This is a genomic window from Streptomyces indicus, from assembly GCF_900100315.1.
Classification (GTDB): domain Bacteria; phylum Actinomycetota; class Actinomycetes; order Streptomycetales; family Streptomycetaceae; genus Streptomyces; species Streptomyces indicus.
This window is the reverse complement of record NZ_FNFF01000025.1, coordinates 22654-46125: the sequence shown is the minus strand read 5'-3', so window position 1 is coordinate 46125 and position 23472 is coordinate 22654. Positions and strand designations below refer to the sequence as shown.

The window sequence follows — 23472 nt, the reverse complement described above, 5'->3', positions numbered from 1 at the left end:
CCATGACCGCTCAACTCCCGCGCCGCTTCCACCTCCAGCGCGACATCGACGAGACCGGCACCTCCGGTACTGGCCTCGTCGTCGAAGGCCTCCAGTTCACCGACGGCACCGTCGCACTGCGCTGGCTGACCGCGCTCACCTCGATAGCCGTCTACCGGTCCGTCGCCGACGTCGAAGCCATCCACGGGCACGGCGGCAAAACCCGCGTCGTCTGGATCGACGAGGAGGCATCGTGACGACCGCAGAAGGCGCCCCGGCCGTCGACAGCCACAAGGCCCGCGCGCTCGCCGCCGCGATCCGCCGGCACTGCAACACCAGCGCCAGCGGCTATGTGTTCGACCACCCCGACACCATCGCTGGCGTCGCCCTCGAGTTTCTGAAGGCACACAAGGAACGCACGCAAGCGCAAGGCCGCTGGACCAACCCCACCATCAAGCGCCTACTCGCCCAGCACTACCCCCGACACATCCCCACCGTCGTCATCGAGCAGGCGCTCCGGCACCTGATCGGACACGACCACGGCACCCAGGAGCAGCGATGACACGCGGCCCGAAGCGCATGCCACTCACCGGCCGGCAAGCCGAAGCCCTCACCCACGCCGCCGACGGCGCCTCCCTCGCCACTGTCGCCGTCCGCATGGGCGTCACCCGCGAACGCGTCTCCACCCTCCTCACCGAGGCGTACATCCGCCTCGGCGTCGCCTGGCTACCCCGCGAACAGAAACGGTCCGCAGCCGTCCGCGAAGCACGCCGCCGCGGGCTCATACCGCAAGCCGCCTACACCAGTGACGGCCCCACACTGGCCGAAGACATCGCCGCGGACCGGGTCTGGGACCTCAAGAAGGCTGGCGAGTAGCCGCCTCGTCGTCCGGCTCATCAGGTAGCGGGTCGCCACACACCTCGGCGATCAAACGGCGTCGCGCTGACAGCCCCGCCGGACGCTCCCGCTGCGCCGGCTCCCGAATGCGCTCGAACGCGACCGACCGCTTGAGGTGATCCTTTTTCGCCATGCCGCGCCAACGATCATCCGCACCAGGGGTCACCACCCGCACCATCGAACGGAGCACCGCCGTGCACACCAACCTCGACGACGCCAGCCCCCGCTGCACCTGCTGCGGCCGCAACCTGTACGCCGACGAACTCCAGCACTACGGATGCCGCATCTGCCTCGACCGCACAGACCTGGACCTGCGCGCCTTCGCCGGCTCCGATGGCCTGTACGCCCGCCTCGGGGCACGCCTTATGCCCGGAAGCAGCGCGGGTGGCCCCTCAGTCTCCGGAAGCCGCACAGCCCCAATCCCGGTCCGGCTGGAGCCGCTGAGCCTCATAGCGCGCGGCGGGGTCGTGACCATTCTGCAGACATGGATCATCGACTGGCACGAGCAACTCGACTACCGGCACCCACGGTGGGAGGGCGACCTGCAGCAGCAATGCGACCAGGCAGTCAAGCGGCTTCGCACCCTGCTCCCATGGGCCGCCGAACGGCACGTCGCCTTCGACGAATTCAGCCGGGAAATCGGCCAGTTGCGGAGGCGGTGCGAAGCCCAGATCTCCGGCGAACGGCCACCCCGGCGCATCCCCCTGCAGTGCCCGTGCGGAGTCGTCCTCAAGGTCACGCTCGACTCCCCGGGCCAGCAGTGCGGCGGATGCCAGACCCACTACGGGCACGACGAACTGTTCAAGCAACTCCCGCTCGCCGAAAGGAACGCGGCGTGAGCGGCCGGCCCGACTACGAGAAGATCGCGCGCCTCGAACGGGAACTCGGCATCGGCCAGCCGGAGCCGGCCGGGCGGATAGGGCCGCGCGTCTGCCTCACGAAGGACTGCGAGGGCGAGACCGAAGAAGCCCGCACATGGTCGGGCCTCCTGATCCGCATCTCCCACCAGTGCGAGCCCCAATAGCGAACGCCCCACCCAGCACGGGTGGGGCGTTCACGTATGTCTGGGGTCAGTGCGGCAGGGTCTCGTCGATGGCCACACTGATCACCAGCGAGCCACGCGCGGGTACTGGACACGCTTGCGGGCGTAGCGAATGTCTCGCGGCTTGTCGGCCTCTCTAGCTACGAAGACGAGCCCTTTTCGGCTGCAGTCGAAAGTGCCGATCGGCAGCAGTTCGAAGGCCCAACGGAGGGTGCTTGCAGACACGCCGTACTGGGACGCGAGGCGGGTGACGAAGATTCGTTGCCCAGGAAGCAACGTTCCGTCCGCCAGGTCGCATTGGAGCTTGAGGTGGGCTCGTTCCAGGTCCGCGCTGTCGTCGTATCGCAGCTGTTCCCAACCGCCTTCAGGGTGCTTCCGGGCGTTGTACAGGGGGCGCTCCTCATCGACTGAGCGAGCTTCCTCCGCCTCCGCGCCAGACCTGGACTCGAACCATGTCACTGACGACCGGGCTATCAAATGCCACCAGTTCTTCGCGTTCTCGTGCTGCCTCCAGCGTTTCGTGACGTTGGTGGCGATGCCGACGTACAGCAGGACGTCGTCCGCGTCGAAGAACCGGTAGACCGCAGTGCGTCCAGCGATCGGCGCGCCCTTCCCTGGCCCGACCTGGGCGGTCACTCGGGCACCCGGTTGTACTTCGCGACGGTCGCCTGATTCGTCGAGGAGTCCTGCAGCGACAGCTCCCACGGCCCGCTATTGATGTCCATGTCCTTGCCGAAGCCGACCCACTTGCCGGCCATGCGGCGGCCGGTGGGTTCGACGAGCATCTGGATCGCGCCGTGGTACCGAGCCCCGCGGTAGTAGCCGTCCTCGGCAGTCTGCTCCACCCACGTGCCGGTGATGACGCTGCCGTCGATCGTGAGATCCATGGTGAGCGGGGAGTTGGGGTTCGAGGATCCATTGGGCAGGGATCGGACGGTGATCCGGTTGCCGTGCTGGAGTACGACGACGTAGTGCTGACCGATGAAGCTGGAGTCCCGACCGCTGGAGTAGTACTCGTAGCGGGAGAGCCACACCCCCGAGTAGTTGGCGCGGGGTGAGGTTGCGGGCGTGGGACCCGGGTTCGGTGCTGCGACACCCTCCGGGGAGGGCGTGACGTCGTGCCCGCCCTGGCCATCGTTCGCGACGCGGGCCACCGGGCCTGCGGTGTTGAAGCCGAGCGAGTCGATCGGCAGGCCGGTCACAACCTCAAGCGCGCGGGCGTAGTTGCCGCGCGGGACGGTGATGGAGCCGGACTCCCAGCGCTGAACGAGCCGCTTGTTGGCGCCATTGGGCTGCCCGGCGCGCTCGCCGGCGTCCCTTATGGCGTGGGCGAAGTCTTCCTGACTCATGAGCATGCCCATACGTACTGCTCGCAGTGTCGCGTTGGGTGTCGTCATGTGATCCAAGGTAGCCCTCCGAGGCTTGTTATGACACCGAAATGACGCCCCTGATGTCGCCGCTCTGACGCCCGCACGGACGCCGCGAGTGACACCGGAATGCCGTCACCTTGTGGTCATGACGAGTCGCGGAGCGCTCTGCAGCCCCTTAGTCGATCTCGTCCCGGTCGAGCGGCTCAGCGTTGCCGGCCTGGACGATTCGGCGGACCTGTTGGCGGGTGTAGCCGGTGGCCTCGCAGATGTCTTTCTGGGGCACGTCATCGGCGGTGGCCTGTCGGATGGCCACCGCCAACTCCTGGCGCAGGATCTCAGTTCGAGTCTCGGACTCTCTGAACCTCTGCGCGAACTGCTCCAGTGATCGCTTATCCATAGCGGTCAGTGTCCCATTCGCCGTCATGAGACATGACGTTACGCGAACAGGTCAGAAATGCCTAGGTCGAGCCGCTTGACGAAGGAACATAATGTTCCCTACGGTGGGGCGTGTTGGCAGTCACCACGCCAACAGAACGGCCCCGCCCGGTGCTGGAACACCGAAACGGGGCCTAGGTCTAAGCCTTCCCAAGCAAGGAGACAGACCATGAGTTCTACGTTACAGACCCGCGCCCATGAGCTGCCGGTCGAATCGCCTCCCGCTTCCCGCATCGTCCCGGCACTGGTTGCCGGCTCCCACGTTCACATCGAGTGCCCGTCGTGGTGCTCCCTCGACCACGTCGCGGAGAACGAGGGGCATCTCGTTGACGTGCACCACCGGGGTGCAACCTCTGATCTGATCGTGCCGACTGCTGGCCCTGAGGTCGAGCTGCTGCTGTCGACGTACCTGTGGTCGGACGCGTTCTCCACGCGGGTCGCCGAGCGCGCCCCAGTCGTCGTTATCGACGACGGCTCGGAGGGCTTCCACCTGTCGCCCGCCCAGGCCGTCCTGTTCGCGGCTCGTGTCGAGCAGTTCGCCGCCCGCATCCGCGACCTGGCGAGCGCCGCAGTGGGGGTGCCGGCATGAGCACCGTCACCCCGATGCGACTCGCCATCACCGACCAGCTGGACCGTGCGCTGTGGCGTGAGCGGACCTACAACGTCCCGGACGCCGAGCGCCGCACCTGCGACGAGCACTCCGACTGGCGCGACAAGTGCGCCCACCTCCACAAGGAGGCGGCGTGATGGCCGTCGTGGAGATCACGTCGTTCGGGTTCCTGCACGAGGCGCCGCCCGCCGCGCACCTGACGATCGACCTGCGGCACCACTTCCGGGACCCGCACGTCTCCCCGGAGCTACGCCACATGACCGCCGACGACGAGCCGGTACAGGCTGCGGCCATGGCCACACCAGGCGTCCTCGCCCTGGTACAGGCGACTGCCCACGCTGTGACCGCGTTCAGCGAGGGCCCGTCAGCCGGCGTCGTGACCGTCGCCTCCGGATGTGCTGGCGGTCGGCATCGCGCCCCCGTGTTCGCCCGCGCGCTCGCCGACCAGCTGCGCGCCGACGGGCACAGCACCCAGGTCCGACACCGAGACCTCGACAAGGCCGTCGTCGAACGCTGACCCGCTCGCCCCAGCTTGCACGTCGCACCCGTACACAACGGGTGCCTGAACCTCAATCCCGCTGGTGGTAGCCACCAGCACCAACCGAGAGGAGCCCGTCATGGGCCTGTTCCGCCGACCCACCGCCGATGAGCTGCGAGCCGAAGCCGCCCTGATGGAGGCGTGCCGCGACGAAGCCGCCCAATGGCAGGAGATTACCGGGACCAGCCACCTCCACCCCTTGGACGACAAGGTCGCCGCCTACCAGTACAAGCTCGACCAGATCAACAAGGAACTGAAGAGCCTCTGATCCGGCCCTTCCGTCCCCCGCGGCTCGCTCCGTGGGGGTGCGGTGGGGCCGGACAGCCCGGCCCGCAACCCGAGAGGAGCCCGCTATGGGCTGGAAGCAGACGTCTGACGCACTGAACGACGCCCTGGACGCCCGCGATGAGGCTGCCAGGCAGTTCGGCGAGAACTCACCGGAGTGGGCCGTTGCGGACGAACAAGCCCTCGACGCGCTCCGAGCCCACGAGAAGAACAGCGACCAGCGCTAACCCAAGCCGCCCCACCACCCGAAGGGAGCCCGTCATGGCACGTGCGACCACCGACAGCGGTAGCGAGGTCGAGGTCGAGGAGAACGGCGACTACACCGTCCACCTCGAGATGCGCCTGCCCGACCAGCCCACCGACACCGACGACTGAGAGGAGCCCGCCGTGAGTTTGTCGTCCTGGCTGCTGTGCCTCGTACTCGCCGCGCTGGCCGTCCACTACCCGTGGCTGGTCGAGGCGCCGATAGCCGGGGCGGCAGCCATCGCCCACCAGCCCGCCCTGCTCGTCGCGCTGGCCGTCGCGATCCTCGGCCACAAGATCTACCGGAGGTGGGCGTGATGAACGCCCTCGTGAACCCGCGCCAGTTGAACAGCTGGCAGTACGCAGTCCTCGGCGTGGCCACGGCACTCATGCTCGCTGTCGGAGCCTTCGGCGGCTGGGGCACTTACAGCAACGTCCAAGCCCAGTTCCACCGCGAAGCAACCGCCGCGGGCGTCGTGGCGGCCGGCGAGGGCCTCGCGCTCGTGCTCGCCCTCACCATGCTCTGCCTCACCATGCTGGATCAGCCGTCTCCGAGCATCGTCCGCATCGGCCTGTGGCTGGCCCCCGTGGGAGCCTGCGCAACAGGCGTGATGATCGCCCGCAACATCGGTGAGGCCGTCGTGTACGGCATCACCCCGATGGCGATGAGCGGCGCCGCCGAGGGACTCGGCCTCATCGCACGCCGCGTCAACACCTACCGCACCGGCATCGACGCCGAGCAACTGCGGCGCAACGCCGACACTGTGCAGCGCATCGCCTACCAGCAGGCTGTTGCGCAACACCACCCCGACGAGACTGTGCGCGACGCCGCGCTGCGCGAGAGCTGGAAGCTCGCCGAGAAGGCCGGCCGCGGCGACAACGCCCTCGGCCAAGACCTCGTCGCCGTACAGCGGCAGCGGCTGCGTGACGGCGCCGATGCGGCCCTGTCCAGGATGTACGGGCGCAGCGAGCCGGCACCGGCCGCCGCGGCCAGCCGATCCGCCCAGGAGGTGCTGCGGCGCCGGTTCGCCGAGATGGACCCGGCCGAGGTGATCCGCATCGCGGACGAAGCACAGCCCGGCCTGCCCCCCGCTGAACTCGCCGCGCAGCTCGTCGGATACGGCGTCGTCGTCGACGCCGTCCAGGTCGCCCTCGTCCTGCACGGCGGGCCGTCGACAACCACCGTGGAACGGGCGCCGCAACAGGGCGCAACACCTGTTGCGCCCCAGGTAGGCCCGCCCCAGCCCGCACTCACCAAGTCCGACGCGATCCGGGATGTTGCGGTGTTGCTCGGACCTGATGCGCCCGCCAAGGACATCGTCGCCGAGGTCGCAGCGAAGCACCGGATCGACGTCGAGGAGAACGCCGTGCGAGCCGTCCTGTCGCGCACCAAGCGGCAGTCCGCAGACAAGGCGAAGGAGCCGCGGCCGGAACCCGACCCCCGGATCGGCCAGGGCGGAGAGGGCTACAACTGATGAGCATCGAAGATGGCGCCAGCGGAACCCTGATCAACGGGGTGCGGCAGCCCTTGAAGTTCGTGAAGGTCAGCGTCGACGGTGACAGCCAGACGGAGACGTTCGCGCTCAAGCCCGACGCCGAGCCGGAGCCCGTCGACACCGAGGAAGTCGCGGCCGATACCGGCACGTGGCTCGATGAACGACGCGCCTACCTCGAGGACGCGCCCCCGGTGCTTCCGTCGTGGCTGCGCAAGGCCGGCGAGTTCGCCGACGCCGCCCGCTGGACCGCGTCCTACTACGCGCACGTCAGCGCCTTCCACGCGGTGCGTGCGCCTGTCTACCTGATGCGGCTGCTCGTGCGCTTCCCGCGCGGTGCCGGACGGTACTTCGTCCGCTGGGTGAAGTGGGTCGTCGACAGTGAGGCCCGCCCGGTTGAGGCCAAGGCGGCAGCCACGGCAGACATCGAGGCATGGCTGACCCTGTCCCGCGAGCACTCCCGCCGCGTTCGGCCTCGCCGGATCGCATCCTTGGCCGTGGCGACCGTGACCGGCATATCCGCGCTGGTCGCAGGGTTCCTCGCCCCTGGATGGACCCTTGCCGCGGCCGTCGCAGGTGCAGCTCTGATCGGATTGAACGGCAACAAGGGCGACAAGCCCGTTGTCACCCGCTACCTGTCCGTGCACCTGCAGCGCCCCCTGGAGTCGGGCGAGCTCATCGAAGCGCTCGAGGCCATGGGCATCAAGGGCGACATCAAGTTCGTTGCGCCCATCCAGGTCGACGGGCCCGGCTGGCTCGCCGAGATGGACCTACCGCGCAACGTCCTCGCCGAGAAACTCCTGGACAAACGCAAGGAACTTGCCGGGGCTATGCGCCGGCCGCTGCAGTGCGTGTGGCCGTCGGTCGGCACAGAGCACCCTTCGCGCGCCAACTTGTGGGTGGCGAAGAAGGACCCGCGCACCATCAAGCGGGTCTGGCCGCTCACCAACCGTGGCCAGGCCGACATGTACGGCGAGTTCCCGTTCGGCGTCACACCCCGAGGCGAACTCGTGCCGCTCGCCCTGATCGGCACAAACATGCTGATCGGAGGCGTGATGGGCTCCGGAAAGACGTCCGCCGTCGTCGTGATCGCCCTCGCGGGAGCACTCGATCCGACCTGCGAGATGTGGATGTTCGAACTCAAGGGGTCCGGGGACGCCGAGTCCGTCCAGCCCGTCTGTCACCGCTACGTCCAGGGGGACGACGACGAGCACTGTGAGGCCGCCCTCGAAGGCATGTACGCCCTGGAGAAGGAGATGAAGCGCCGCAAGAAGGTCGTCTCTGAACTGCCCATCGAGGATGTTCCCAACGGTCGCAAGGTGAGCCGGAAGCTCGCCAACAAGTACCCCAACCTGCGGCTTCACCCGATCCTCGCGATCTTCGACGAGGTTCACACCCTGTTCGAGCACCCCGTCTACGGCAAGGAAGCAGCCGCAGTGGCAGGCCGGCTGATCCGTAAGGCGCGCGCCTACGGCATCATCCTCGTCCTCACCACGCAGAAGCCCGACGCGGACGCGATCCCGAAGATGGTGTCCGACAACGCCATCGTCCGGTTCTGCCTGGCCATCACCGGCCACATCGCCAACGACCTGATCCTCGGCACCGGCATGTACAAGCGCGGCATCCGCGCGAACATCTTCGAACCAGCCGAGGGCGACGACCCCAAGGACTCCGGCACAGGCTGGCTGACCCGGTCCGCAACCAACGCCCGCATCGCACGCAGCTACTTCATCCCGCAGGCCGACGCCCGCGAGATCGGCAAACGAGCCCTCGCCATGCGCACCGCAGCAGGCACCCTCACCGGCGAAGCCGCAGGTGAAGAGGTCAAGCCCGTCGACCACTCCACGATCGTCGACCACCTGCACACGGTATGGCCGGACGGCGCCGAGACCGTGCACTCACACCGCCTCGTCGACGCCCTCGCCGCCTACCTCCCCGAGCTGTACGGGGCGTGGCTGGAGACCGAGAAACCGGCTGCCGAGATGTCGCCCGACGAGGTCCGTGACGCGCGGACCGCAGCCTCTACCGCGCTGTCCGCTGCGCTGAAGCAGCACAAGATCCCGACCCGGCAGATCACCATCCGGGACTGCTGCGGAGGCGCCAAGGGGGTGCGATACGCGGACCTTCCCGACCCCCGCGACAACGCTGAAGACGACCTCTGACCCGGTTTCGGCCGGACCCACTGGTTTCGCCCCGACCCGAAACCGGTTTCGACCCCGATATCGCCCCAGAACCCAACGTGACCTGCAGTGATTTCGAGTTTCGACCCTTCATGACGCACCGCCATATCGCCCTGCACACCCACCAGAAGGAGAAGCACATGCCCATCAACGACGAGGACGACGTCACCCCGGCCGAGGCTGCACGGATCGTGTGGCTCGCGGCCCGCAAGGAGTTCCGGGAGTCGCGCGGCAAGTCCGGCGCCCGCTTCGAGCGGAAGATCGACCGGCTCCTCGACCGTGCCGCAGTTCGCGAAGACGAGAAGCGCGCGATCCGTGCTGAGGTCGAGCAGGCGAAGCGGGCCGCCGAGTACGCGAAGAAGCGCGACAAGGCCGTCGAGCGCGCCACCCGCAAGACCAGCTGGTGGTGAGCCGCCATGCCGAAGACGTACACCACCCCGGTCGGAGAGACCGTGACCCTGCACCCCGGCGTGCTCAAGGACTACCTGTACTGCACGGGCTGCGGACACGGCCGGAAGATCCAGCAGAAGGACTCGGACCGTACCGCCAACGCGCACGCTGCCAGCTGCCACCGCACGCGCTCGGGCAAGCGGCGAACCCCGAACGCCAACGCCACCCACTCGCGCCGCTCACGCTGACCTGAGAGGACACCATGATCCAGCCGCCCGGCCGGCTGCCCGACCACACGGCCGGGCAGCACACCGACAACCCGCTCACCGACTCCGTGATCGAAGCGGCCGTCCGGGACGCCATCCACCAGACCTCATTCCGCGACGAGACCCCGCTGCCGACCGTGGGAGACACGCCACCTGTTGCGCAGCCAGGCCGGCCGCCCATGAGTCAGCGCGCCACCGACGCCAGCACGCTCATGCTGTCGGGCGGTGTCGCGTCGGTCCTCGTCGGAGGAGCCGTATCCCTCGTGATGTGGACCTCCGGGGAGGCCAACTCGGTAGTGGTCGGCATCGTGTTCGGCGCCCCCACCACACTGCTCCTCGCCCTCGGCCGCGTCCTGCGCCGCGCAGGCCAGTCCATGCCCGACGAGCACCACCACCACCACTACGAGGGCCTGGTCCACCAGGAACACAGCCACACGACCAACAACAACCGCTGGTGGGGCAAGAGCTCCACCCGAAGCTGAACACTAGGGAGGCCGACCATGGGCTATGCGCTCTACGAGATCAGCCGCAATGGCGAGAAGATCCAGGCAGGTTACGGCGTCGAAGCGGACTGCGAAGAGCCCGCATGCGAGGCACGCATCGACCGCGGCCTCGGCTACCTGTGCGGAGGTGAACCGGGAGGCGACGAGTACGGGTGCGGCGGTTACTTCTGTGGCGAGCACCTGTACGGGGTCCCGCCCGGAGAGCCTGGCGAAGGTCGCTGCCGTCGCTGCGGCGACTTCTGACCAACGCACTCGTAACCCGCATGTCTGGCCCGCCGTTGATTCCCACATGATCAGTCTGGGGATTGAGGGCGGACCTTGTGACGGCCAGGAGATCACCGTGCCGGTCGGCGAGCACGGCCGGCCCGCAGGGCAGCTCGAGCTCGGCGGCGCGTCATATGTGCTCAGGATGTTCGGCGCGGAGCCGCATGCGGATGCGGACTGGCACTACTGCCACATGAACCCGCAGGAGTAGACGCGCAGGCGGGCCTTCGCAGCTGCACCCGCCTGCGCTGAGACCACGCTAGACCCGTGCCGAACCAAACGGATATCGAACAGCGTGTCGTCATCACGCCAGGCGTACTTGCGCCAGGGCCACTCGTCGTGGGCGTTGCTTGCCGTGCCGATCACCGCTATGTCACACTCGCCTCAGCGGATACCCGTATGTCCGCAGTAACTTGAGCCCCCAGCTTCCGCCGGGGGCTTTCTGCATGTCTGGGGGCGTGATGCATCCGGCCGAGCTGTACCCCAACGACCTGGTGTTCGCGCACGAAGCCGCCCAAGCAACCGGTGTCCCCGAGACCGTGATCCGCAAGTGGGCATCCCGCGGCCGGATCCGCCGCTACCAGGGCAACGGCCGCCTCTCCGGCCAGGGCCACGAGTACAAGACCATGTACGCCCTCCCCGAAGTCGAGCGGCTAGCTGCCGCTTACCGGCCCACACCTCAGCGTGCGCCCAGGGCCGCCTGATCGTCCCGCCGCCTGCTGCCAATCCCCCCGTCACGGGCGGCGGGGCTCAACTCGCGCCACGCGGCGCCCACCTGGATGGAGTTCGCCGTGGCCGACAACTTGACGAACACGGCCGAGTCGCTGCTGCTGAACTGGCTACACGGCGTCGGCACCCCCACCCGGCCGACGACGCCGCTGAAGGTGGCGCTGGTGACGGTGAACGGCACCGACGCAGCGGCCGGCACCGAGGTGACTGGCGGCAGCTATGCGCGCCAGAACATCACCCTCACCAGCTCCACCGGCGGCAGCGGCGTCTCCAACGACGCCGACATCCTGTTCACCGGCATGCCCGCGACGACGATCGTCGGCATCGAGGTGTGGGACTCGGCCGGTACGCCGGTCCGGCTGTGGCATGGTCCTCTCGCCGCGTCCAAAACGGTCGCCGCGAACGACGAGTTCAAGCTGGCGGCCGGAGACGTGGACTTGGCGATCGGTTGAGGTGAGGCATCGTGGCCTCCTTCGACACCCTCGTCGACGACTTCGAGGACGGCGTCCTCAACACCACCCTGTGGTCCGGCAGCTACGGCGACCCCGACGAAGTCGGCGGGCGGGCGCGCGTGCCCTGCACCACCGGGTACGCCGGGCTCAAGTCCGCGAGCACCTACACGCTCACCGGGTCCAGTCTCGTCATGCACCTCCAGGCGCCTATCCCGAACGGGGCCACCACCGCGGTCGCATCGGTACTCGTGCTCACGAGCACCGGCGGGACGGATGGCGGGTTCATCATCGACCCCGCACAGTCCGCGATCGGTCTGTACCTGCGTGAGGGCTATGCGGACGCCGGGGCCGTGTTCCTGACCTATAGCCCGACCGACCACGCCTGGCTGAGGTTCCGTGAAGCTGCCGGGAGCGTCTATTGGGACACCAGCCCCGACGGCAGCACGTGGACGAACCGGCGTACCGCGACCGCGCCCGCGTGGGCAGCGGACACCACGCTGTCGTTCCTCATCGAAGGCCACCGGGACGCCGGCACCCCGGACTTCATCGAGGTCCACTCGATCAACGCGGCGGCCGGGCAGACCGTCGAAGGCTCCGCGAGCTTCACCGCAACCGGCACGCTCACCGCGGCAGGGATCCGCCGGCAGCCCGGGGCCGCCGCGCTCGACGCAACTGGCACGCTCGCAGCCGCCGGCACCCTCAGGGCCCGCGCAACCGCTGCCCTCGACGCCTCTGGCGACCTCGCCGCGGCAGGAACCCGCCGAGCCTCCGGCGCGGTCGCAGCGGACGCCACAGGGACGCTCACGGCGACAGGGACGCGCACGGTCCGCGGGGCCGCGGTGCTCACCGCCAGCGGCAGCGTGGCCATCGCGGAGGCTGCGATCGACTACAGCATCACCATCGGATCGCCGACGCTCGCGTGGGAGGCCGGTGCGCCATGGCTCTGATCCCCGCCGCCTCCACCGAATACCTGCACATCCCCATCACCGGCCCGGCAGGCGTCGACCTCACCAACAGCCCGATACGGATCGCGATCGTCCTGCACAACAGCAGCCCCACACCGGCCGAGTGGCGCGACGCGGCATGGGTCGACGGAGCGGCACGCATCCTCATCGGCCCCGACGGCGGCACGCTCACCCTCACCGCCGGCACCTACACGGTGTGGGTCGCCGTTGATCCGCCCGGCGCCGAGCACATCGTCCGCAAAGCCAAAGGCCTACTGCTCGTCTCCTGACCGCGAAAGGCGGTGAGTCCCATCCCGGACAACCTTTCGAACACCGCCGAGAACCGCTGCCTCGACTTCATCCTCGGCTTGGCCGCGACTGCCCCCACGACGCCCCTCAAGGTCGCCTTGGTGACGGCGAACGGCAGCGACACGGCCGCCGGCACCGAGGTGGTTGGCGGCTCGTATGCGCGGCAGAACCTGACCGTCGCCGCAGCCGCCTCCGGCGCCACCTCCAACAGCGCTGATCTGGTGTGGACGAACATGCCGGCCGTGACCGTCGTCGGCGTCGAAGTATGGGACTCGGCCGGCACTCCGGTGCGCCTCTGGTACGGGCCGCTGACCGCGTCCCGCACCGTCGCCGCGGGCGACGAACTGCGCCTGACCGCGACCTCGCTGAGTTTCTCCCTGTCTTGAGCGGAGGGCGAGCATGCCGCTTCTCTCCACCTTGATCGACAACTTCAACGACGGTGTCATAGGTCCCGAGTGGGGCGACTCCTACGGCGGCGTCACCGAAACCGGTGGACAGGCGCGCATCCCGCTCGTCGCCGGCGCCTACGCCGGATACCAGACCGGCCGCGCGTGGACGTTCGCCGGCGCCACCGTCTACCTGAAACTCGCCACCCGGCCCGCCACATCCACCGGCACCGATGTGTCCGCGAATTTCCTGATCAAGTCCGCCGTGGATGGAACGGCGCTCGGCTTCAAGTACGACGCCGTCACGAACGTGCTGCGCATGCACTCCATGGTCGACTACTACGACCCCACCGGCGTCGAGATCCCGTTCGATGCGGTCAACCACCTGTGGCTGCGCCTACGCGAGGACGGCACCAACGTCTACTGGGACACCTCGCCGAACGGGACCGTGTGGACGAACCGGCGCACCCTCGCCACCCCGGCCTGGGTGCCCGCCAACATCGACACCTGCGCCCTCGACCTCTTCGCCTACCGCAACGCCGGCGTGACGGACTACGCGGCCTACGACAACGTCAACACCCTCAACGACGGCGCCGTCTGGAGCGCAGCCGCGGCACTCACCGGCGAAACCAGCCTCACCTCCACCGTGCGGCTATCCGCCCGCACCAACGCCGCCCTCACCGCCGACACCACCCTGACCGCAGGGCTCGCGCTGTCCGCGCACGCAGGCGCCGACCTGACCGCAGAAGCCGTCCTCGACGCCGACGCCGCCAGCACGGAAATCCCGGAGGTGGCCGAGTTGAGCGCCGGAGACTGGGACCTCTACATCGAACAAGGCTCCACGTTCGTCCAGAACTACACCGTCACCGACGAAGGGTTCACCTGGGCCGGGTGGAACGCACGCGCCCAGATACGCTCCGCGCCCGCCTCGGAGAACGGGATCCTCCTCCTCGACCTCACCCCCTACCTGACGGTCATCGGCGCGGCCATCCGCTGCGCCGTGCCCGCCTCCGTCACCCAGACGCTGGAGCGCAACGGGGTGTGGGACCTGGAGGTGTACCAGGGGAACACCGTGGTGCGGCTCCTCAACGGGCGCGCCATCGTGTCCCGGGAGGTGACCCGCTCGTGAGGATCCAAGTCACCGGCGAGACCCAGCCCGACCAGATCAGCGTCACCGGCGGACGCAAGTCGCCCGTCATCGAGGTCAACAACGGGGCCGTGTTCGCCGTCAACGGCCGATCCGGCAACGTCACCCTCCAAGGCGTCACCGACTGGACCAACGTCACCCTGCCCCCGCACAGCGCGGCCGGGAACGGCATCGCCGACGACACATCCGCGATCCAGGCCGCGATCGACGCCTGCCCGCCCGGCGGCGTCGTCTACCTCCCGGCCGGCGTGTACAAGACCACAGCCACGCTCGACCTGAAGAACGGCGTCAGCCTGCGCGGCGCGCACGCCAACCTCATGACCGGGCCCGGCATGACCGGCACCGAATACCCCTGCTACATCCAGCCCGCCGCGCCGTTCACCGGCACCTCCGTCATTCAGATCATCGGCGACCCGGACGGAACCCACCCCAACATCAGCGGCGAGCAGCGCATCACCGACCTCATGGTCGACGGATCACAACTCGGCGGCTCCGGCATCGACGGCATCTACGCCCGCGGCAACGTACAGAACGTTGTGCTGGACAACGTCACGATCCGGCAGATGCCCAACAACGGCATCGTCACCGCCTCCCGCGGCGACGGGACGTTCCCGTACTCGTGGCGCCTGCACCACGTCATGGTCGACAACTGCCACGCCAACGGGCTGCTCCTGACCGGTTGCACCGACGTCACCCTCGACGACGTGCAAGTCATCGGCTGCTGGGGGCAGGGCTTCGTCCTGCAGAACTGCACCAACGGACAGTTGCTGTCCTGCCGGGCCGAATGGAACGGCAGCCACGGCTACCGCATCACCGGCACCTGGGGCGACTGGGCCGGCTCCGGCGGCATGCAGATCACCGGCTGCCAAACCGACCGCAACGGCCAGCACGGCATGCTCATCGACGCGACCGGCAACACCCCGATCCTCGTCACCGGGCTGCAGACCCGCCGCGACGGGCGCAACGGCGGCAGCGGAGGCGGCGCCTACGCCGGACTCGCCGTCATCGGCGCCACCGTGCCCGTGTCGATCGACGGCGTCACCTGCTACCCCGGCGTCGACGACGGAGGCTCCAGCACCAACAGCCCCCAGTACGGGCTGAGGGTCTCCGGTTCCGCCACCGTCAGCGTCGACAACGCCTACCTGCACGCCGACACCGCCGGCTACCTCGACGACGGCACCAACACCCTCGTTTATGCCGGCAGCATCATCACCGCGGCAGGTGCGACCACGGCCACCGCCCGCACCCTCACCTCCGGCGGCAGCACCGACGCCACGTTCACGCCAGCCGACCACGGGCTCATCGCCTGGACCCACGACCCCGCGACCCTGCGCTCCGCGTCCAACGCGACCGTGTCCGGCACCGTCTACCTGTGCAAGGTCAAAGTCGTTGGCAGGCCCCGCCAAGTCACCAACATCATCATCGGGATTGAGGCCGTAGGTGCCGGACTCATCGCAGGGCAGTGCCTCGTCGGCATCTACTCGTCGGCCGGCACCCGGCTCGCCGTCAGCGCCGACCAAGCCACGAACTGGACCACCACCGGGCAGAAAACCATCCCGCTCACCGCCCCGACCACGCTCGCCGTCGGCAGCTACTACGTGGCGATCCTCGCAGTCGGCACCACGCCACCCCAGTTCGCGATGGGAGCCGGCGGATCCACCACCGTCAGCCCCGGCCTCACCGCAGCCACAGCACGCTTCCTCACCGGGCCCACCGCCCAGACCAGCCTGCCCGCGACCATCGCCCTCGCCAGCCAGACCGTCACGTCCGGCGCCCGCTGGGCCGCCCTCAGCTAGGAGACCGCCATGCCCACCAGCATCGCCGAGGGCAAGGACTGGTCCCTCGAACGGTTCGAGCAGCACAAGCCCGACACCGTGACGGACGTCGGGCCCGGCGAAGGCACCTACGCCAAGCTGTTCCGGCCCGTCCACAAGGGTGTGTGGTGGACCGGCATCGAGATCTACAAGCCGTACATCGCGAAGTACAAGCTGAAGTCCACGAAGACACGCAGCATGTACGACGAGCTCCACGTCGAGGACGCCCGCGACTCTGCGGCCCACCTGTTCCACCGGGACCTCGTCATCTTCGGCGACGTCCTCGAGCACATGCCACGACTCGCCGCCGACGTACTCCTGCAACAGGCCGCAGCAGCCGGCGCATGGAACATCCTCGTCAGCGTGCCCATCGTCGAGTCCGTACAGGGCGAAGTCGACGGCAACCCGCACGAGGCACACGTTCACCAGTGGGACGCCGACGACATGGACCAAGTCCTCGCAGGGCTCGGCGGCAAGGTCGAATCGATACGCGGCGACACGCTCGGCTGCTGGTGGTGGAGCCGACGTGGCTGATGCACAGACCCCTTTCGTCCCAAAGGGAGAGCGGCGCTTCGACAGCACCCAAACGTGCGGCTACCAGCCCTCCACAGCGGGCGAAGCCTGCGGCAAGCCCGGAGCCTGGCATGTCATGTGGGATGCCGAACTCGACAACAGCATCACGTGCAACGAGCACATGGAGCTGATTCAGCGGCGCTGGATGTACATCGACCGGCACCCGATCACGAGCGACTGCACCATGCCGGGCGCCCTGTGGATCTTTCTGAACGACCGCTGCGAGTACCCGAGCGAGACATCCGCCGAAAAGGCTGTCGTTCGCGAAGTCCCCGCTTAGACCCGAAAGGCCCGCGCCCATGCCTCAACCCGAGGACCCCATAACCCAACTCGCAGCCGCAGCTGTTCAGCTCCACGAGGCGTACCTCGCCTACGTCAACGCAGGATTCACCGAAGACCAGGCCTTCGAACTGACCAAGGCCATCCTCGTTGCGAGCCTAGGACAGCAGTGAGCGGCGGCTGGCAAGACTCGAACCGGAAGAGCCGGCTGCCGTCCGGGTGGGAGAAGATCCGCGCACGGATCCTGGCGAGGGATCCGATCTGCGTTCTCTGCAAGGTGCGGCCGAGCACGCATTGCGATCACATCGTGGCCAAGGCTGATCGGGATGGGGACGACGACCTGCAAGGTGTGTGCGGCCCCTGCCACGATCGCAAGAGCAGCGCCGAAGGCCACGCCGCCCAGCGAGCAAACCCCCGCCCCGGACGGAAGCGACCCCCCGAACAACACCCCGGGCTGAGGTGAACCCGTGCCCCGCTACCTGATCGTCCACCCCAGGGACCAGAAGAGGGACGACGTCCTCATCGAAGACCCCGCCCTCACCCTCCACTTCGACGCCGGCTGGGCCGTCCTCACCGACACCCAAGGCGTCTGCCTCGCCATCCCAAGCGGGCAAGGAGCATCCATCCAACGGGTAGACGACGAGGAGCCCGCGCCACAAAAGGAGTGATCCACCGTGGCAAGCAAGGGCCGAGGCAACGCATCCACACTGCGCAGGTACTGGAGCACAGGACCAGGCGCAACCAAGATCCGATGGGGCACACCCGGCGACTGGACCAGGTGCACACGCCAGCTCCACAAGTACCTGGGATCCAGGGCCCAAGGGCTACTGCCAGCTACTCCACATCCGCAACACAGGGGCAGGCACAGGCAGCAGGACCAACGCAGGCAGGCGCAGGCGCTAGGCCGGCCACCCAAGGGCACCGAGGGAGGCAGGCATGGACGTCTCCCATGTGCGGCAGCGGGTACAGGCCATAGGCGACGCTGCCGACGACCCCGAAGTCGCGCACCTCTGCGAGGACGAACTCCTTGCCGACGTGCTCAAGGCCATCGCAGCCGGCTCCACGGACGATCACGCCAGGGCCCTCGCCGGCGAGGCACCGCGAGCACAAGAGATCAAGTTCGAGCGCTGGTACTCATGATCACCCCGGGGGGATACCCCCCTCCCCGGCGATCACCCGGATCGGAGCCGTGTAGCACCTGACCGGCTGTACGGGTTCCCTAGGGCCTCTGGCCTGCACGTTCATCGCCTTCGATCAAGGGATGCCCTGGTGGCGGGCCTTGGCGTGGGCTCGTTCGCCCGGCGTCCTGGTGGCGCCTTGGACCCTGGAGGTCGTTGTGGGCGCTCATGGACCTATCCCGAAGCGCAGCGAGGAACGCCGTCGTCGGAACAAGGACGATGGGCCTGGCCTCGTGAAGGCGCCGTCTGGGCCGCCGGCTGACCTGCCGGACCTTCCGGAGCCTGATCCGTTGTGGCATCCGATCGCGACGGACTGGTACTTGTCGCTACAGGAGTCCGGTCAGGCGGTGTTCTATCAGCCGTCGGACTGGGCGATGGCCCGGTATGCGGCGGAGTTGATGTCGCGTGGCCTGTCGTCGGATCGTGCGCCGAATGGTCAGTACGTGGCGGCGCTGAACAGCGTGATGGCGAGCCTTCTGTCGACGGAGGGAGACCGTCGGCGGGTGCGGATCGAGTTGGAGCGTAAGAAGCCGACGGGTCCGCAGCTGGCCGCGGTCAGGCCGCTGGACGCTTACCGTGACATCGCTGGCGGCTGACGAGGAAGTCCCCGCGGTTGTTGCGCCGTTCACGATCGGCCCGACGTGGAAGCGCGGCCCGGACGGTCGCTTCCTGCTGCCGGAGTACACGCTCGGCTGGCATGCGCTCGCGTGGACGTCGACGTACTTGCAGCACTATGTCGGGAAGCCGTGGCAGTACACGCCGGAGCAGGCGCGGCTGACGTTGTGGTGGTACGCGCTGGATCCGGTGACGAACCGGTTTCTGTGGCGCGACGGCGTGATTCAGCGCCTGAAGGGCTGGGGCAAGGACCCGCTCATCGCCACGTGGAGCGCCTTCGAGTTCGTCGGCCCGTGCCGGTTCGGAGAGGTGGCCGACGAGGGCAACGAGTGGGGCGTTCCCGCGGGGCAGCCGCTGGGCGTGCAGCATCCGGCGGCGTGGGTGCAGATCGCGGCGGTCTCGCAGGATCAGACGCGGAACACGATGACGCTGTTCCCGAGCATCCTCACGAAGCGGGCGATCGAGGAGTACCGGATCGACCTCGGCAAGGAGATCATCTACGCCGACAAGGGCCGGGCCCGCATCGAGGCCGTCACCAGCAGCCCGCGGGCCCTCGAGGGTGGCCGACCGACGGCCGTGAACCTCGGCGAGACGCACCACTGGCTGGAGTCGAACCAGGGCCATGAGATGGCCGCGGTCATCGAGCGCAACGCCACCAAGAGCGCAGACGGCCAGTCTCGGACCCTCGCGAACACGAACGCCTACGAGCCCGGCGAGGACTCGGTTGCCGAGCGGACCCGGGAGGCGTTCGAGTCGGCGGAAGCCGGCCGTGCGGTGGATGTGGGCCTGTTCTACGACTCGCTGGAGGCTCCGGCCGAGGCGAAGTTGACGGAGGCATGGATCGAGCCGACGCTCCGTGCGGTCCGTGGGGATTCGACGTGGCTGGACATCGAGCGGTTGAAGGCGTCGATCCTCGACGTCCGCAATCCGCCATCGAGGTCCCGCCGGTTCTGGTTCAACCAGATCGTCGCCGCGGAGGACGCGTTTCTCGCGCCCTACGAGTGGGACGCCTGCCGGCGCGAGGGTGTCGAGCTCGCCGACAACGACGAAGTCGTCATGTTCTTCGACGGCTCCAAAAGCGACGACGCGACGGGCCTTGTGGCCTGCCGCCTGTCGGACGGGCACGTGCAGACGCTCGGCGTGTGGCAGCGGCCCGCGAATTGGCCGGAAGGCGCGCCCTGGCGAGTTCCTCGTGAGGAGGTCGACGGGGTGGTGGACCGCGTATTCGCTCAGTACAAGCCGCTGGCCTTCTTCGCTGACCCCGGCGCCGGGTACGACGATGCGGACGGCGAGCGCTACTGGGATGGCTACGTGGATGCCTGGGCGCAGCGGTATGGGAAGCGGCTCAAGCTTCGCGCCGTCCCATCTGGGCACGGGCAGCACGCGGTGATGTGGGACATGGGCGACCGGCGACGTCAGCAGGCGTTCACGGAGGCCGTTGACCGCTTCTACCGCGACGTTCTCGAGCGGGGCCTGACCCACGACGGGCACAAGGTGTTGCGGCAGCACGTGGCGAACGCTCGGCGGCGCACGAACGCGTGGGGCTACACGATCGGTAAGGAGCACCGGGAGTCGGCGCGGAAGGTCGACTTGGCGGTGTGTGCGATCGGGGCGCGGATGCTGCGCCGCATGGTCATGAACTCCCCGGCGTGGGCGAAGCGTTCGACAGTGCGCGGTAGGGGAAGGGTGGTGGTGCTGCGATGACCGTGGTCATTCCGGAGCTTCCCCTCCTGGCCCTGTCGCCGGATGAGATGGACCTGGTGACGAAGCTCCGCACCGATCTGCTGACGCAGCGGTTCAAGCTGGAGCTGCTGGATGCGTACTTCAACGGCGAGCAGGTCATCCGCGACCTGGGCATTAGCATTCCGCCGCAACTGAAGTCGCTGCATACGGTGATCGGGTGGCCAAGGACAGGCGTGGAATCGCTGGAGGAGCGCCTCGACTTGGAGGCGTTCCGCTGGGCGGACGGCTCGGATGCCACCGACTTGGAGGAGATCGCCGAGTCGAACAACCTCTACGACGAGGCGAGCTTGGCGCACCTGGATGCGCTCACTTACGGCCGGGAGTATGTGTCTGTCGGCTCCGGCGAGGCTGGCGATCCGCCGCTGATCACGTTCGAGTCGCCGCTGGACATGACGATGCTGTGGGATGCCCGGCTGCGGCTGGCGACGGCAGCACTGCGCGAGTCCGTCGAGGACGGCACACGTATCGTCACGCTGTATCTGCCGGATCAGACCGTGTACGCGGCCGAAGTGCAGGGCGGCTGGGAGGTCTTCGACCGCGACATCCACAGGCTGGGCATGGTGCCGGTGCTGCGAATGGCGAACCGGCAGCGCACCGCTGACCGCATCGGCAAGAGCGAGATCACCCCTGAGGTCATGTCGATTACTGATGCCGCATGTCGGCGCCTCATGGGCATCGAAGTGCAGTCAGAGTTCTTCGGCGCTCCGCAGCGATACATCCTGGGTGCCTCGGAGTCGGCCTTTCAGGATGCGGAGGGCAATGCCCGTTCGGCGTGGGAGACGTACATCGGCCGTGTGCTGGCGCTGGAGCGTGACGAGGACGGCAACGTTCCGACGGTCGGTGCGTTCACCGCACACGACCCGTCCGGGCAGACAAAGATCATCGACCTGTACGCCCGCATCATGGCCTCTCAGCTCTCCGTGGCCCCGCACGTCCTGGGCTACAGCAGCGACAATCCCGCGAGCGCTGACGCGATCCAGTTCGCTGATAACCGGCAGGTGAAGAAGGCGGAGCGCCGCATTCGCCGGTTCTCGGCGACGCACCGGGACGCGATGCGGCTGGCTCTGTGGTTCCGCGAAGGGGAGCCTCCGCCGAAAGAGCGCCGCATCGAATGCGTGTGGCGCAACCCGGCGACGCCGACGCTGGCCGCTCAGACGGACGCGACCGTCAAGCTGGTCCAGCAGGGCATCATTCCTGCGGACTCCGATGTAGCGCTCGAGATGGCAGGGCTGACCGAGGACCAGCGTCGCCGCGTGCATGCGGACCGCCGCCGGGCCGCGGCTGGTGCTGCGAGCGGCCGCTTGATGGAGCGGCTGGCTGCTCTCGGTGGCGCGGAGGAGTTGCCGCCGTCATCGGAGGTGACCGGTGGCGACGACGGTCTCGGACAGCAGTGATGACGCCACCCGGTATCGGACTGCTCAGCTCGGCCTTACCCGGTTGCTGGTGCGGGACGTGCGGGGGTTGCGGCGGCTGATCCTGCCGTCGCGTCTTCGAGAGTCGGTGCCGGACTGGCTGACCGCAATGAACGCGGTGATCGTCCAGTACGCGCGCACCTCCGGCTCCCTGGCTGCGGAGTTCTACGACGCGCAACGTGAAGCGGCCGGAATGTCGGGCCCGTTCACCGTGCCCTTGGCGGAGCCTCCGCCGGAGGAGCAGGTGACGGCGTCGCTGCGGTGGGCCACGAAGGATCTGTGGCCGCGGGATCCCGACGAGGCGACTCCTGCTCAGCTACAGCCGATGGATGTCCGCCTGGAACAGGCGGAGACGAAGGCCGAGCAGGTGGCGCAGAAGCTGGTGGCCGATACTGGCCGCGGCACCGTCCGGGAGGCGGTGCGGCAGGACCGGCAGGCCACCGCGTGGGCGCGGGCGGCAGCGCTCGGCGCATGCGCGTTCTGCAAGCTGCTCGCCAGCCGCGGCGCGGTGTACGCGCAGGACACGGCAGATTTCCGGGCGCACGACGGCTGTCATTGCGGCGTGATCCCGGTGTTCAAGGGGCAGCGGTTCGAGCTGTCCCGGCAGGCCCGCGAGTGGGAGCGCATCTACCGCGAGTACGCGGAAGGCCACCCGGGCGACCAGCTGCGCCTGTTCCGGCGGGCGCTAGCCGAGTACGACAGCAACCCGCTGCCCGGCTCGCACTGACCAACCCCTTTCGGCTGCCCTGGTGGCGGCCTTTCTCAGCCCCTGGAGGGCCACCTAGCCATGCCCGAGAACGAGGTGCCGGCCGAGCAGGTCGAGCAGCAGAAGACGCCGGAGTCTGAGGCCGCCCCGGAGGCGGAGCAGAAGCTGACGGACCCGTGGGCGGACCCCGAGGCCGCCCGCAAGGAGATCGAGAAGCTGCGTCGGGAGAGCGCGAACTACCGCTCCAAGAACAAGGAGCTGGAGCCTCTCGCCCGTAAGGCGAAGGAGCTGGAGGAGGCGCAGAAGTCGGAGCAGGAGCGGCTCGCCGAGCAGCTCACGGCCTCGACGGAACGTATCCAGGCGCTGCAGCAGCGGGCCGTGCGCTCCGAGGTGAAGGCTCTGGCGGCGGCGGAGTTCGCCGATCCGGAGGACGCGCACGCCTTTCTCGATCTCAGCGCCTACGTCGATGACGAGGGCGACGTCGACACGGCAGCGATCAAGCAGGACCTGACGGACCTGCTGAAGCGCAAGCCGCATCTCGGAAAGCCGGCCGATACCTCCCCGCGACCTCCGCGACCGGATCGCTCGCAGGGCTCTTCGGGCAACGGCAACAGAACCCCCAACGATCCGGCGGACGTGTTCGCCGACTTCATGAAGCAGGGCCTCGCACGGGGCCACTGAGAGAGGTAG

The 23472-nt window shown here is 68.2% G+C and carries 37 protein-coding genes; 34 read left to right on the top strand and 3 right to left on the bottom strand.

All coding sequences use genetic code 11. The features are described from left to right. Positions 1-2: 2 nt before the first annotated feature. From BLT97_RS34710 to BLT97_RS34690, 5 genes are all read left to right on the top strand, one after another. On the top strand, positions 3-236 hold the full coding sequence (locus BLT97_RS34710; protein ID WP_093617575.1) for a hypothetical protein: 234 nt from the start codon (positions 3-5) through the stop codon (positions 234-236). Next, a complete protein-coding gene (locus BLT97_RS34705) occupies positions 233-541 on the top strand; it encodes a hypothetical protein (protein WP_093617573.1) in 309 nt (102 codons plus the stop codon). Before BLT97_RS34710 ends, BLT97_RS34705 begins: the two co-directional genes overlap by 4 nt. After that, complete coding sequence (locus BLT97_RS34700; protein WP_093617571.1) at positions 538-855, top strand: helix-turn-helix domain-containing protein; 318 nt, start codon at positions 538-540, stop codon at positions 853-855. The genes BLT97_RS34705 and BLT97_RS34700 overlap by 4 nt, the downstream gene beginning before the upstream one ends. 215 nt (positions 856-1070) lie before the next feature. Then, positions 1071-1715, top strand: coding sequence for a hypothetical protein (locus tag BLT97_RS34695; RefSeq protein ID WP_093617569.1), 645 nt, complete (start codon positions 1071-1073; stop codon positions 1713-1715). Further along, positions 1712-1900, top strand: coding sequence for a hypothetical protein (locus BLT97_RS34690; RefSeq protein ID WP_093617567.1), 189 nt, complete (start codon positions 1712-1714; stop codon positions 1898-1900). The genes BLT97_RS34695 and BLT97_RS34690 overlap by 4 nt, the downstream gene beginning before the upstream one ends. Positions 1901-1981: 81 nt before the next feature. On the opposite strand, the gene BLT97_RS34685 is transcribed toward BLT97_RS34690, so the two are convergent. The 3 genes from BLT97_RS34685 to BLT97_RS34675 form a co-directional block, all read right to left on the bottom strand. Then, a complete protein-coding gene (locus BLT97_RS34685; protein ID WP_176953999.1) occupies positions 1982-2554 on the bottom strand; it encodes a GIY-YIG nuclease family protein in 573 nt (190 codons plus the stop codon). Next, positions 2551-3315: a helix-turn-helix domain-containing protein gene (locus tag BLT97_RS34680; protein ID WP_093617563.1), complete on the bottom strand. Its 765-nt coding sequence runs from the start codon at positions 3313-3315 to the stop codon at positions 2551-2553. Before BLT97_RS34680 ends, BLT97_RS34685 begins: the two co-directional genes overlap by 4 nt. 148 nt (positions 3316-3463) lie before the next feature. Beyond that, the gene (locus BLT97_RS34675) at positions 3464-3685 is read right to left on the bottom strand and encodes a hypothetical protein (protein ID WP_093617561.1); all 222 of its coding nucleotides are present in this window, start codon (positions 3683-3685) and stop codon (positions 3464-3466) included. Positions 3686-3892: 207 nt separating this feature from the next. Between BLT97_RS34675 and BLT97_RS34670 the strand changes: the two genes are divergently transcribed. From BLT97_RS34670 to BLT97_RS34540, 29 genes are all read left to right on the top strand, one after another. After that, positions 3893-4312, top strand: coding sequence for a DUF6907 domain-containing protein (locus BLT97_RS34670; RefSeq protein ID WP_093617559.1), 420 nt, complete (start codon positions 3893-3895; stop codon positions 4310-4312). Further along, on the top strand, positions 4309-4470 hold the full coding sequence (locus BLT97_RS38170) for a hypothetical protein (RefSeq protein WP_176953998.1): 162 nt from the start codon (positions 4309-4311) through the stop codon (positions 4468-4470). Before BLT97_RS34670 ends, BLT97_RS38170 begins: the two co-directional genes overlap by 4 nt. Next, positions 4470-4850: a RapZ C-terminal domain-containing protein gene (locus BLT97_RS34665; protein WP_093617558.1), complete on the top strand. Its 381-nt coding sequence runs from the start codon at positions 4470-4472 to the stop codon at positions 4848-4850. Before BLT97_RS38170 ends, BLT97_RS34665 begins: the two co-directional genes overlap by 1 nt. A 100-nt stretch (positions 4851-4950) precedes the next feature. Then, a complete protein-coding gene (locus BLT97_RS34660; RefSeq protein ID WP_093617556.1) occupies positions 4951-5139 on the top strand; it encodes a hypothetical protein in 189 nt (62 codons plus the stop codon). Between the two features lie 85 nt (positions 5140-5224). After that, a complete protein-coding gene (locus BLT97_RS38165) occupies positions 5225-5383 on the top strand; it encodes a hypothetical protein (RefSeq protein WP_176953997.1) in 159 nt (52 codons plus the stop codon). 160 nt (positions 5384-5543) lie between these two features. Further along, entirely contained in the window at positions 5544-5717 is a 174-nt protein-coding gene (locus tag BLT97_RS38160; RefSeq protein WP_176953996.1) for a hypothetical protein, read from the top strand. Next, on the top strand, positions 5717-6874 hold the full coding sequence (locus BLT97_RS34655; RefSeq protein WP_093617555.1) for a hypothetical protein: 1158 nt from the start codon (positions 5717-5719) through the stop codon (positions 6872-6874). The genes BLT97_RS38160 and BLT97_RS34655 overlap by 1 nt, the downstream gene beginning before the upstream one ends. Next, the gene (locus BLT97_RS34650; protein ID WP_245769715.1) at positions 6874-9054 is read left to right on the top strand and encodes an FtsK/SpoIIIE domain-containing protein; all 2181 of its coding nucleotides are present in this window, start codon (positions 6874-6876) and stop codon (positions 9052-9054) included. The genes BLT97_RS34655 and BLT97_RS34650 overlap by 1 nt, the downstream gene beginning before the upstream one ends. A gap of 110 nt (positions 9055-9164) precedes the next feature. Further along, positions 9165-9482: a hypothetical protein gene (locus BLT97_RS34645; RefSeq protein ID WP_093617554.1), complete on the top strand. Its 318-nt coding sequence runs from the start codon at positions 9165-9167 to the stop codon at positions 9480-9482. A gap of 6 nt (positions 9483-9488) precedes the next feature. Next, positions 9489-9710, top strand: a complete 222-nt coding sequence (locus BLT97_RS34640; protein WP_093617552.1) for a hypothetical protein — start codon at positions 9489-9491, stop codon at positions 9708-9710. A 14-nt stretch (positions 9711-9724) separates the two neighbouring features. Continuing rightward, a complete protein-coding gene (locus tag BLT97_RS34635; protein WP_245769714.1) occupies positions 9725-10210 on the top strand; it encodes a hypothetical protein in 486 nt (161 codons plus the stop codon). An 18-nt stretch (positions 10211-10228) separates the two neighbouring features. Next, entirely contained in the window at positions 10229-10474 is a 246-nt protein-coding gene (locus BLT97_RS34630) for a hypothetical protein (RefSeq protein ID WP_093617550.1), read from the top strand. Between the two features lie 46 nt (positions 10475-10520). Next, positions 10521-10706, top strand: a complete 186-nt coding sequence (locus tag BLT97_RS34625; protein ID WP_093617548.1) for a hypothetical protein — start codon at positions 10521-10523, stop codon at positions 10704-10706. Between the two features lie 235 nt (positions 10707-10941). Then, a complete protein-coding gene (locus tag BLT97_RS34620; RefSeq protein ID WP_093617546.1) occupies positions 10942-11199 on the top strand; it encodes a hypothetical protein in 258 nt (85 codons plus the stop codon). A gap of 87 nt (positions 11200-11286) precedes the next feature. Continuing rightward, a complete protein-coding gene (locus tag BLT97_RS34615) occupies positions 11287-11676 on the top strand; it encodes a phage tail fiber protein (RefSeq protein ID WP_093617544.1) in 390 nt (129 codons plus the stop codon). Between the two features lie 11 nt (positions 11677-11687). Further along, entirely contained in the window at positions 11688-12623 is a 936-nt protein-coding gene (locus tag BLT97_RS34610; RefSeq protein ID WP_093617542.1) for a hypothetical protein, read from the top strand. Continuing rightward, complete coding sequence (locus BLT97_RS34605) at positions 12614-12910, top strand: hypothetical protein (RefSeq protein WP_093617540.1); 297 nt, start codon at positions 12614-12616, stop codon at positions 12908-12910. The genes BLT97_RS34610 and BLT97_RS34605 overlap by 10 nt, the downstream gene beginning before the upstream one ends. A gap of 12 nt (positions 12911-12922) precedes the next feature. Continuing rightward, the gene (locus BLT97_RS34600; protein ID WP_093617538.1) at positions 12923-13315 is read left to right on the top strand and encodes a phage tail fiber protein; all 393 of its coding nucleotides are present in this window, start codon (positions 12923-12925) and stop codon (positions 13313-13315) included. 13 nt (positions 13316-13328) lie between these two features. Then, positions 13329-14444, top strand: a complete 1116-nt coding sequence (locus BLT97_RS38790; protein WP_245769713.1) for a hypothetical protein — start codon at positions 13329-13331, stop codon at positions 14442-14444. Further along, positions 14441-16258: a right-handed parallel beta-helix repeat-containing protein gene (locus tag BLT97_RS34595; RefSeq protein WP_245769712.1), complete on the top strand. Its 1818-nt coding sequence runs from the start codon at positions 14441-14443 to the stop codon at positions 16256-16258. Before BLT97_RS38790 ends, BLT97_RS34595 begins: the two co-directional genes overlap by 4 nt. A gap of 9 nt (positions 16259-16267) precedes the next feature. After that, positions 16268-16810 carry a class I SAM-dependent methyltransferase gene (locus tag BLT97_RS34590; RefSeq protein ID WP_093617536.1) on the top strand — a complete coding sequence of 181 codons (543 nt, stop codon included), beginning with the start codon at positions 16268-16270 and terminating at the stop codon, positions 16808-16810. Next, positions 16803-17129, top strand: a complete 327-nt coding sequence (locus tag BLT97_RS37645) for a hypothetical protein (RefSeq protein ID WP_143041432.1) — start codon at positions 16803-16805, stop codon at positions 17127-17129. The genes BLT97_RS34590 and BLT97_RS37645 overlap by 8 nt, the downstream gene beginning before the upstream one ends. Before the next feature lie 466 nt (positions 17130-17595). Further along, entirely contained in the window at positions 17596-17796 is a 201-nt protein-coding gene (locus tag BLT97_RS34575; protein WP_093617530.1) for a hypothetical protein, read from the top strand. 268 nt (positions 17797-18064) lie between these two features. Continuing rightward, the gene (locus tag BLT97_RS34565; RefSeq protein WP_093617528.1) at positions 18065-18268 is read left to right on the top strand and encodes a hypothetical protein; all 204 of its coding nucleotides are present in this window, start codon (positions 18065-18067) and stop codon (positions 18266-18268) included. 121 nt (positions 18269-18389) lie between these two features. Further along, entirely contained in the window at positions 18390-18902 is a 513-nt protein-coding gene (locus tag BLT97_RS39190) for a phage terminase small subunit (RefSeq protein ID WP_093617526.1), read from the top strand. Next, positions 18883-20625, top strand: a complete 1743-nt coding sequence (locus BLT97_RS34555) for a terminase (RefSeq protein WP_093617524.1) — start codon at positions 18883-18885, stop codon at positions 20623-20625. Before BLT97_RS39190 ends, BLT97_RS34555 begins: the two co-directional genes overlap by 20 nt. Then, entirely contained in the window at positions 20622-22058 is a 1437-nt protein-coding gene (locus BLT97_RS34550; RefSeq protein ID WP_093617522.1) for a phage portal protein, read from the top strand. The genes BLT97_RS34555 and BLT97_RS34550 overlap by 4 nt, the downstream gene beginning before the upstream one ends. Continuing rightward, positions 22030-22803 (top strand): VG15 protein, encoded by a 774-nt coding sequence (locus tag BLT97_RS34545; protein WP_093617520.1) that lies wholly within the window; start codon positions 22030-22032, stop codon positions 22801-22803. Before BLT97_RS34550 ends, BLT97_RS34545 begins: the two co-directional genes overlap by 29 nt. 60 nt (positions 22804-22863) lie before the next feature. After that, a complete protein-coding gene (locus BLT97_RS34540) occupies positions 22864-23463 on the top strand; it encodes a hypothetical protein (protein WP_093617518.1) in 600 nt (199 codons plus the stop codon). The last annotated feature ends 9 nt before the right edge of the window (positions 23464-23472 follow it).

Excerpts from the sequence above, each read along its gene's own strand:
- BLT97_RS34710 (WP_093617575.1), top strand. The coding sequence starts at position 3 with ATGACCGCTCAACTCCCGCGCCGCTTCCACCTCCAGCGCGACATCGAC.
- BLT97_RS34700 (WP_093617571.1), top strand. The coding sequence starts at position 538 with ATGACACGCGGCCCGAAGCGCATGCCACTCACCGGCCGGCAAGCCGAA.
- BLT97_RS34680 (WP_093617563.1), bottom strand. The coding sequence starts at position 3,315 with ATGACGACACCCAACGCGACACTGCGAGCAGTACGTATGGGCATGCTC.
- BLT97_RS34675 (WP_093617561.1), bottom strand. The coding sequence starts at position 3,685 with ATGGATAAGCGATCACTGGAGCAGTTCGCGCAGAGGTTCAGAGAGTCC.
- BLT97_RS34670 (WP_093617559.1), top strand. The coding sequence starts at position 3,893 with ATGAGTTCTACGTTACAGACCCGCGCCCATGAGCTGCCGGTCGAATCG.
- BLT97_RS38170 (WP_176953998.1), top strand. The coding sequence starts at position 4,309 with ATGAGCACCGTCACCCCGATGCGACTCGCCATCACCGACCAGCTGGAC.
- BLT97_RS34665 (WP_093617558.1), top strand. The coding sequence starts at position 4,470 with ATGGCCGTCGTGGAGATCACGTCGTTCGGGTTCCTGCACGAGGCGCCG.
- BLT97_RS34660 (WP_093617556.1), top strand. The coding sequence starts at position 4,951 with ATGGGCCTGTTCCGCCGACCCACCGCCGATGAGCTGCGAGCCGAAGCC.
- BLT97_RS38165 (WP_176953997.1), top strand. The coding sequence starts at position 5,225 with ATGGGCTGGAAGCAGACGTCTGACGCACTGAACGACGCCCTGGACGCC.
- BLT97_RS34655 (WP_093617555.1), top strand. The coding sequence starts at position 5,717 with ATGAACGCCCTCGTGAACCCGCGCCAGTTGAACAGCTGGCAGTACGCA.
- BLT97_RS34650 (WP_245769715.1), top strand. The coding sequence starts at position 6,874 with ATGAGCATCGAAGATGGCGCCAGCGGAACCCTGATCAACGGGGTGCGG.
- BLT97_RS34645 (WP_093617554.1), top strand. The coding sequence starts at position 9,165 with ATGACGCACCGCCATATCGCCCTGCACACCCACCAGAAGGAGAAGCAC.
- BLT97_RS34640 (WP_093617552.1), top strand. The coding sequence starts at position 9,489 with ATGCCGAAGACGTACACCACCCCGGTCGGAGAGACCGTGACCCTGCAC.
- BLT97_RS34635 (WP_245769714.1), top strand. The coding sequence starts at position 9,725 with ATGATCCAGCCGCCCGGCCGGCTGCCCGACCACACGGCCGGGCAGCAC.
- BLT97_RS34630 (WP_093617550.1), top strand. The coding sequence starts at position 10,229 with ATGGGCTATGCGCTCTACGAGATCAGCCGCAATGGCGAGAAGATCCAG.
- BLT97_RS34625 (WP_093617548.1), top strand. The coding sequence starts at position 10,521 with ATGATCAGTCTGGGGATTGAGGGCGGACCTTGTGACGGCCAGGAGATC.
- BLT97_RS34620 (WP_093617546.1), top strand. The coding sequence starts at position 10,942 with ATGTCTGGGGGCGTGATGCATCCGGCCGAGCTGTACCCCAACGACCTG.
- BLT97_RS34605 (WP_093617540.1), top strand. The coding sequence starts at position 12,614 with ATGGCTCTGATCCCCGCCGCCTCCACCGAATACCTGCACATCCCCATC.
- BLT97_RS38790 (WP_245769713.1), top strand. The coding sequence starts at position 13,329 with ATGCCGCTTCTCTCCACCTTGATCGACAACTTCAACGACGGTGTCATA.
- BLT97_RS34590 (WP_093617536.1), top strand. The coding sequence starts at position 16,268 with ATGCCCACCAGCATCGCCGAGGGCAAGGACTGGTCCCTCGAACGGTTC.
- BLT97_RS34565 (WP_093617528.1), top strand. The coding sequence starts at position 18,065 with ATGGACGTCTCCCATGTGCGGCAGCGGGTACAGGCCATAGGCGACGCT.
- BLT97_RS39190 (WP_093617526.1), top strand. The coding sequence starts at position 18,390 with ATGCCCTGGTGGCGGGCCTTGGCGTGGGCTCGTTCGCCCGGCGTCCTG.
- BLT97_RS34550 (WP_093617522.1), top strand. The coding sequence starts at position 20,622 with ATGACCGTGGTCATTCCGGAGCTTCCCCTCCTGGCCCTGTCGCCGGAT.
- BLT97_RS34540 (WP_093617518.1), top strand. The coding sequence starts at position 22,864 with ATGCCCGAGAACGAGGTGCCGGCCGAGCAGGTCGAGCAGCAGAAGACG.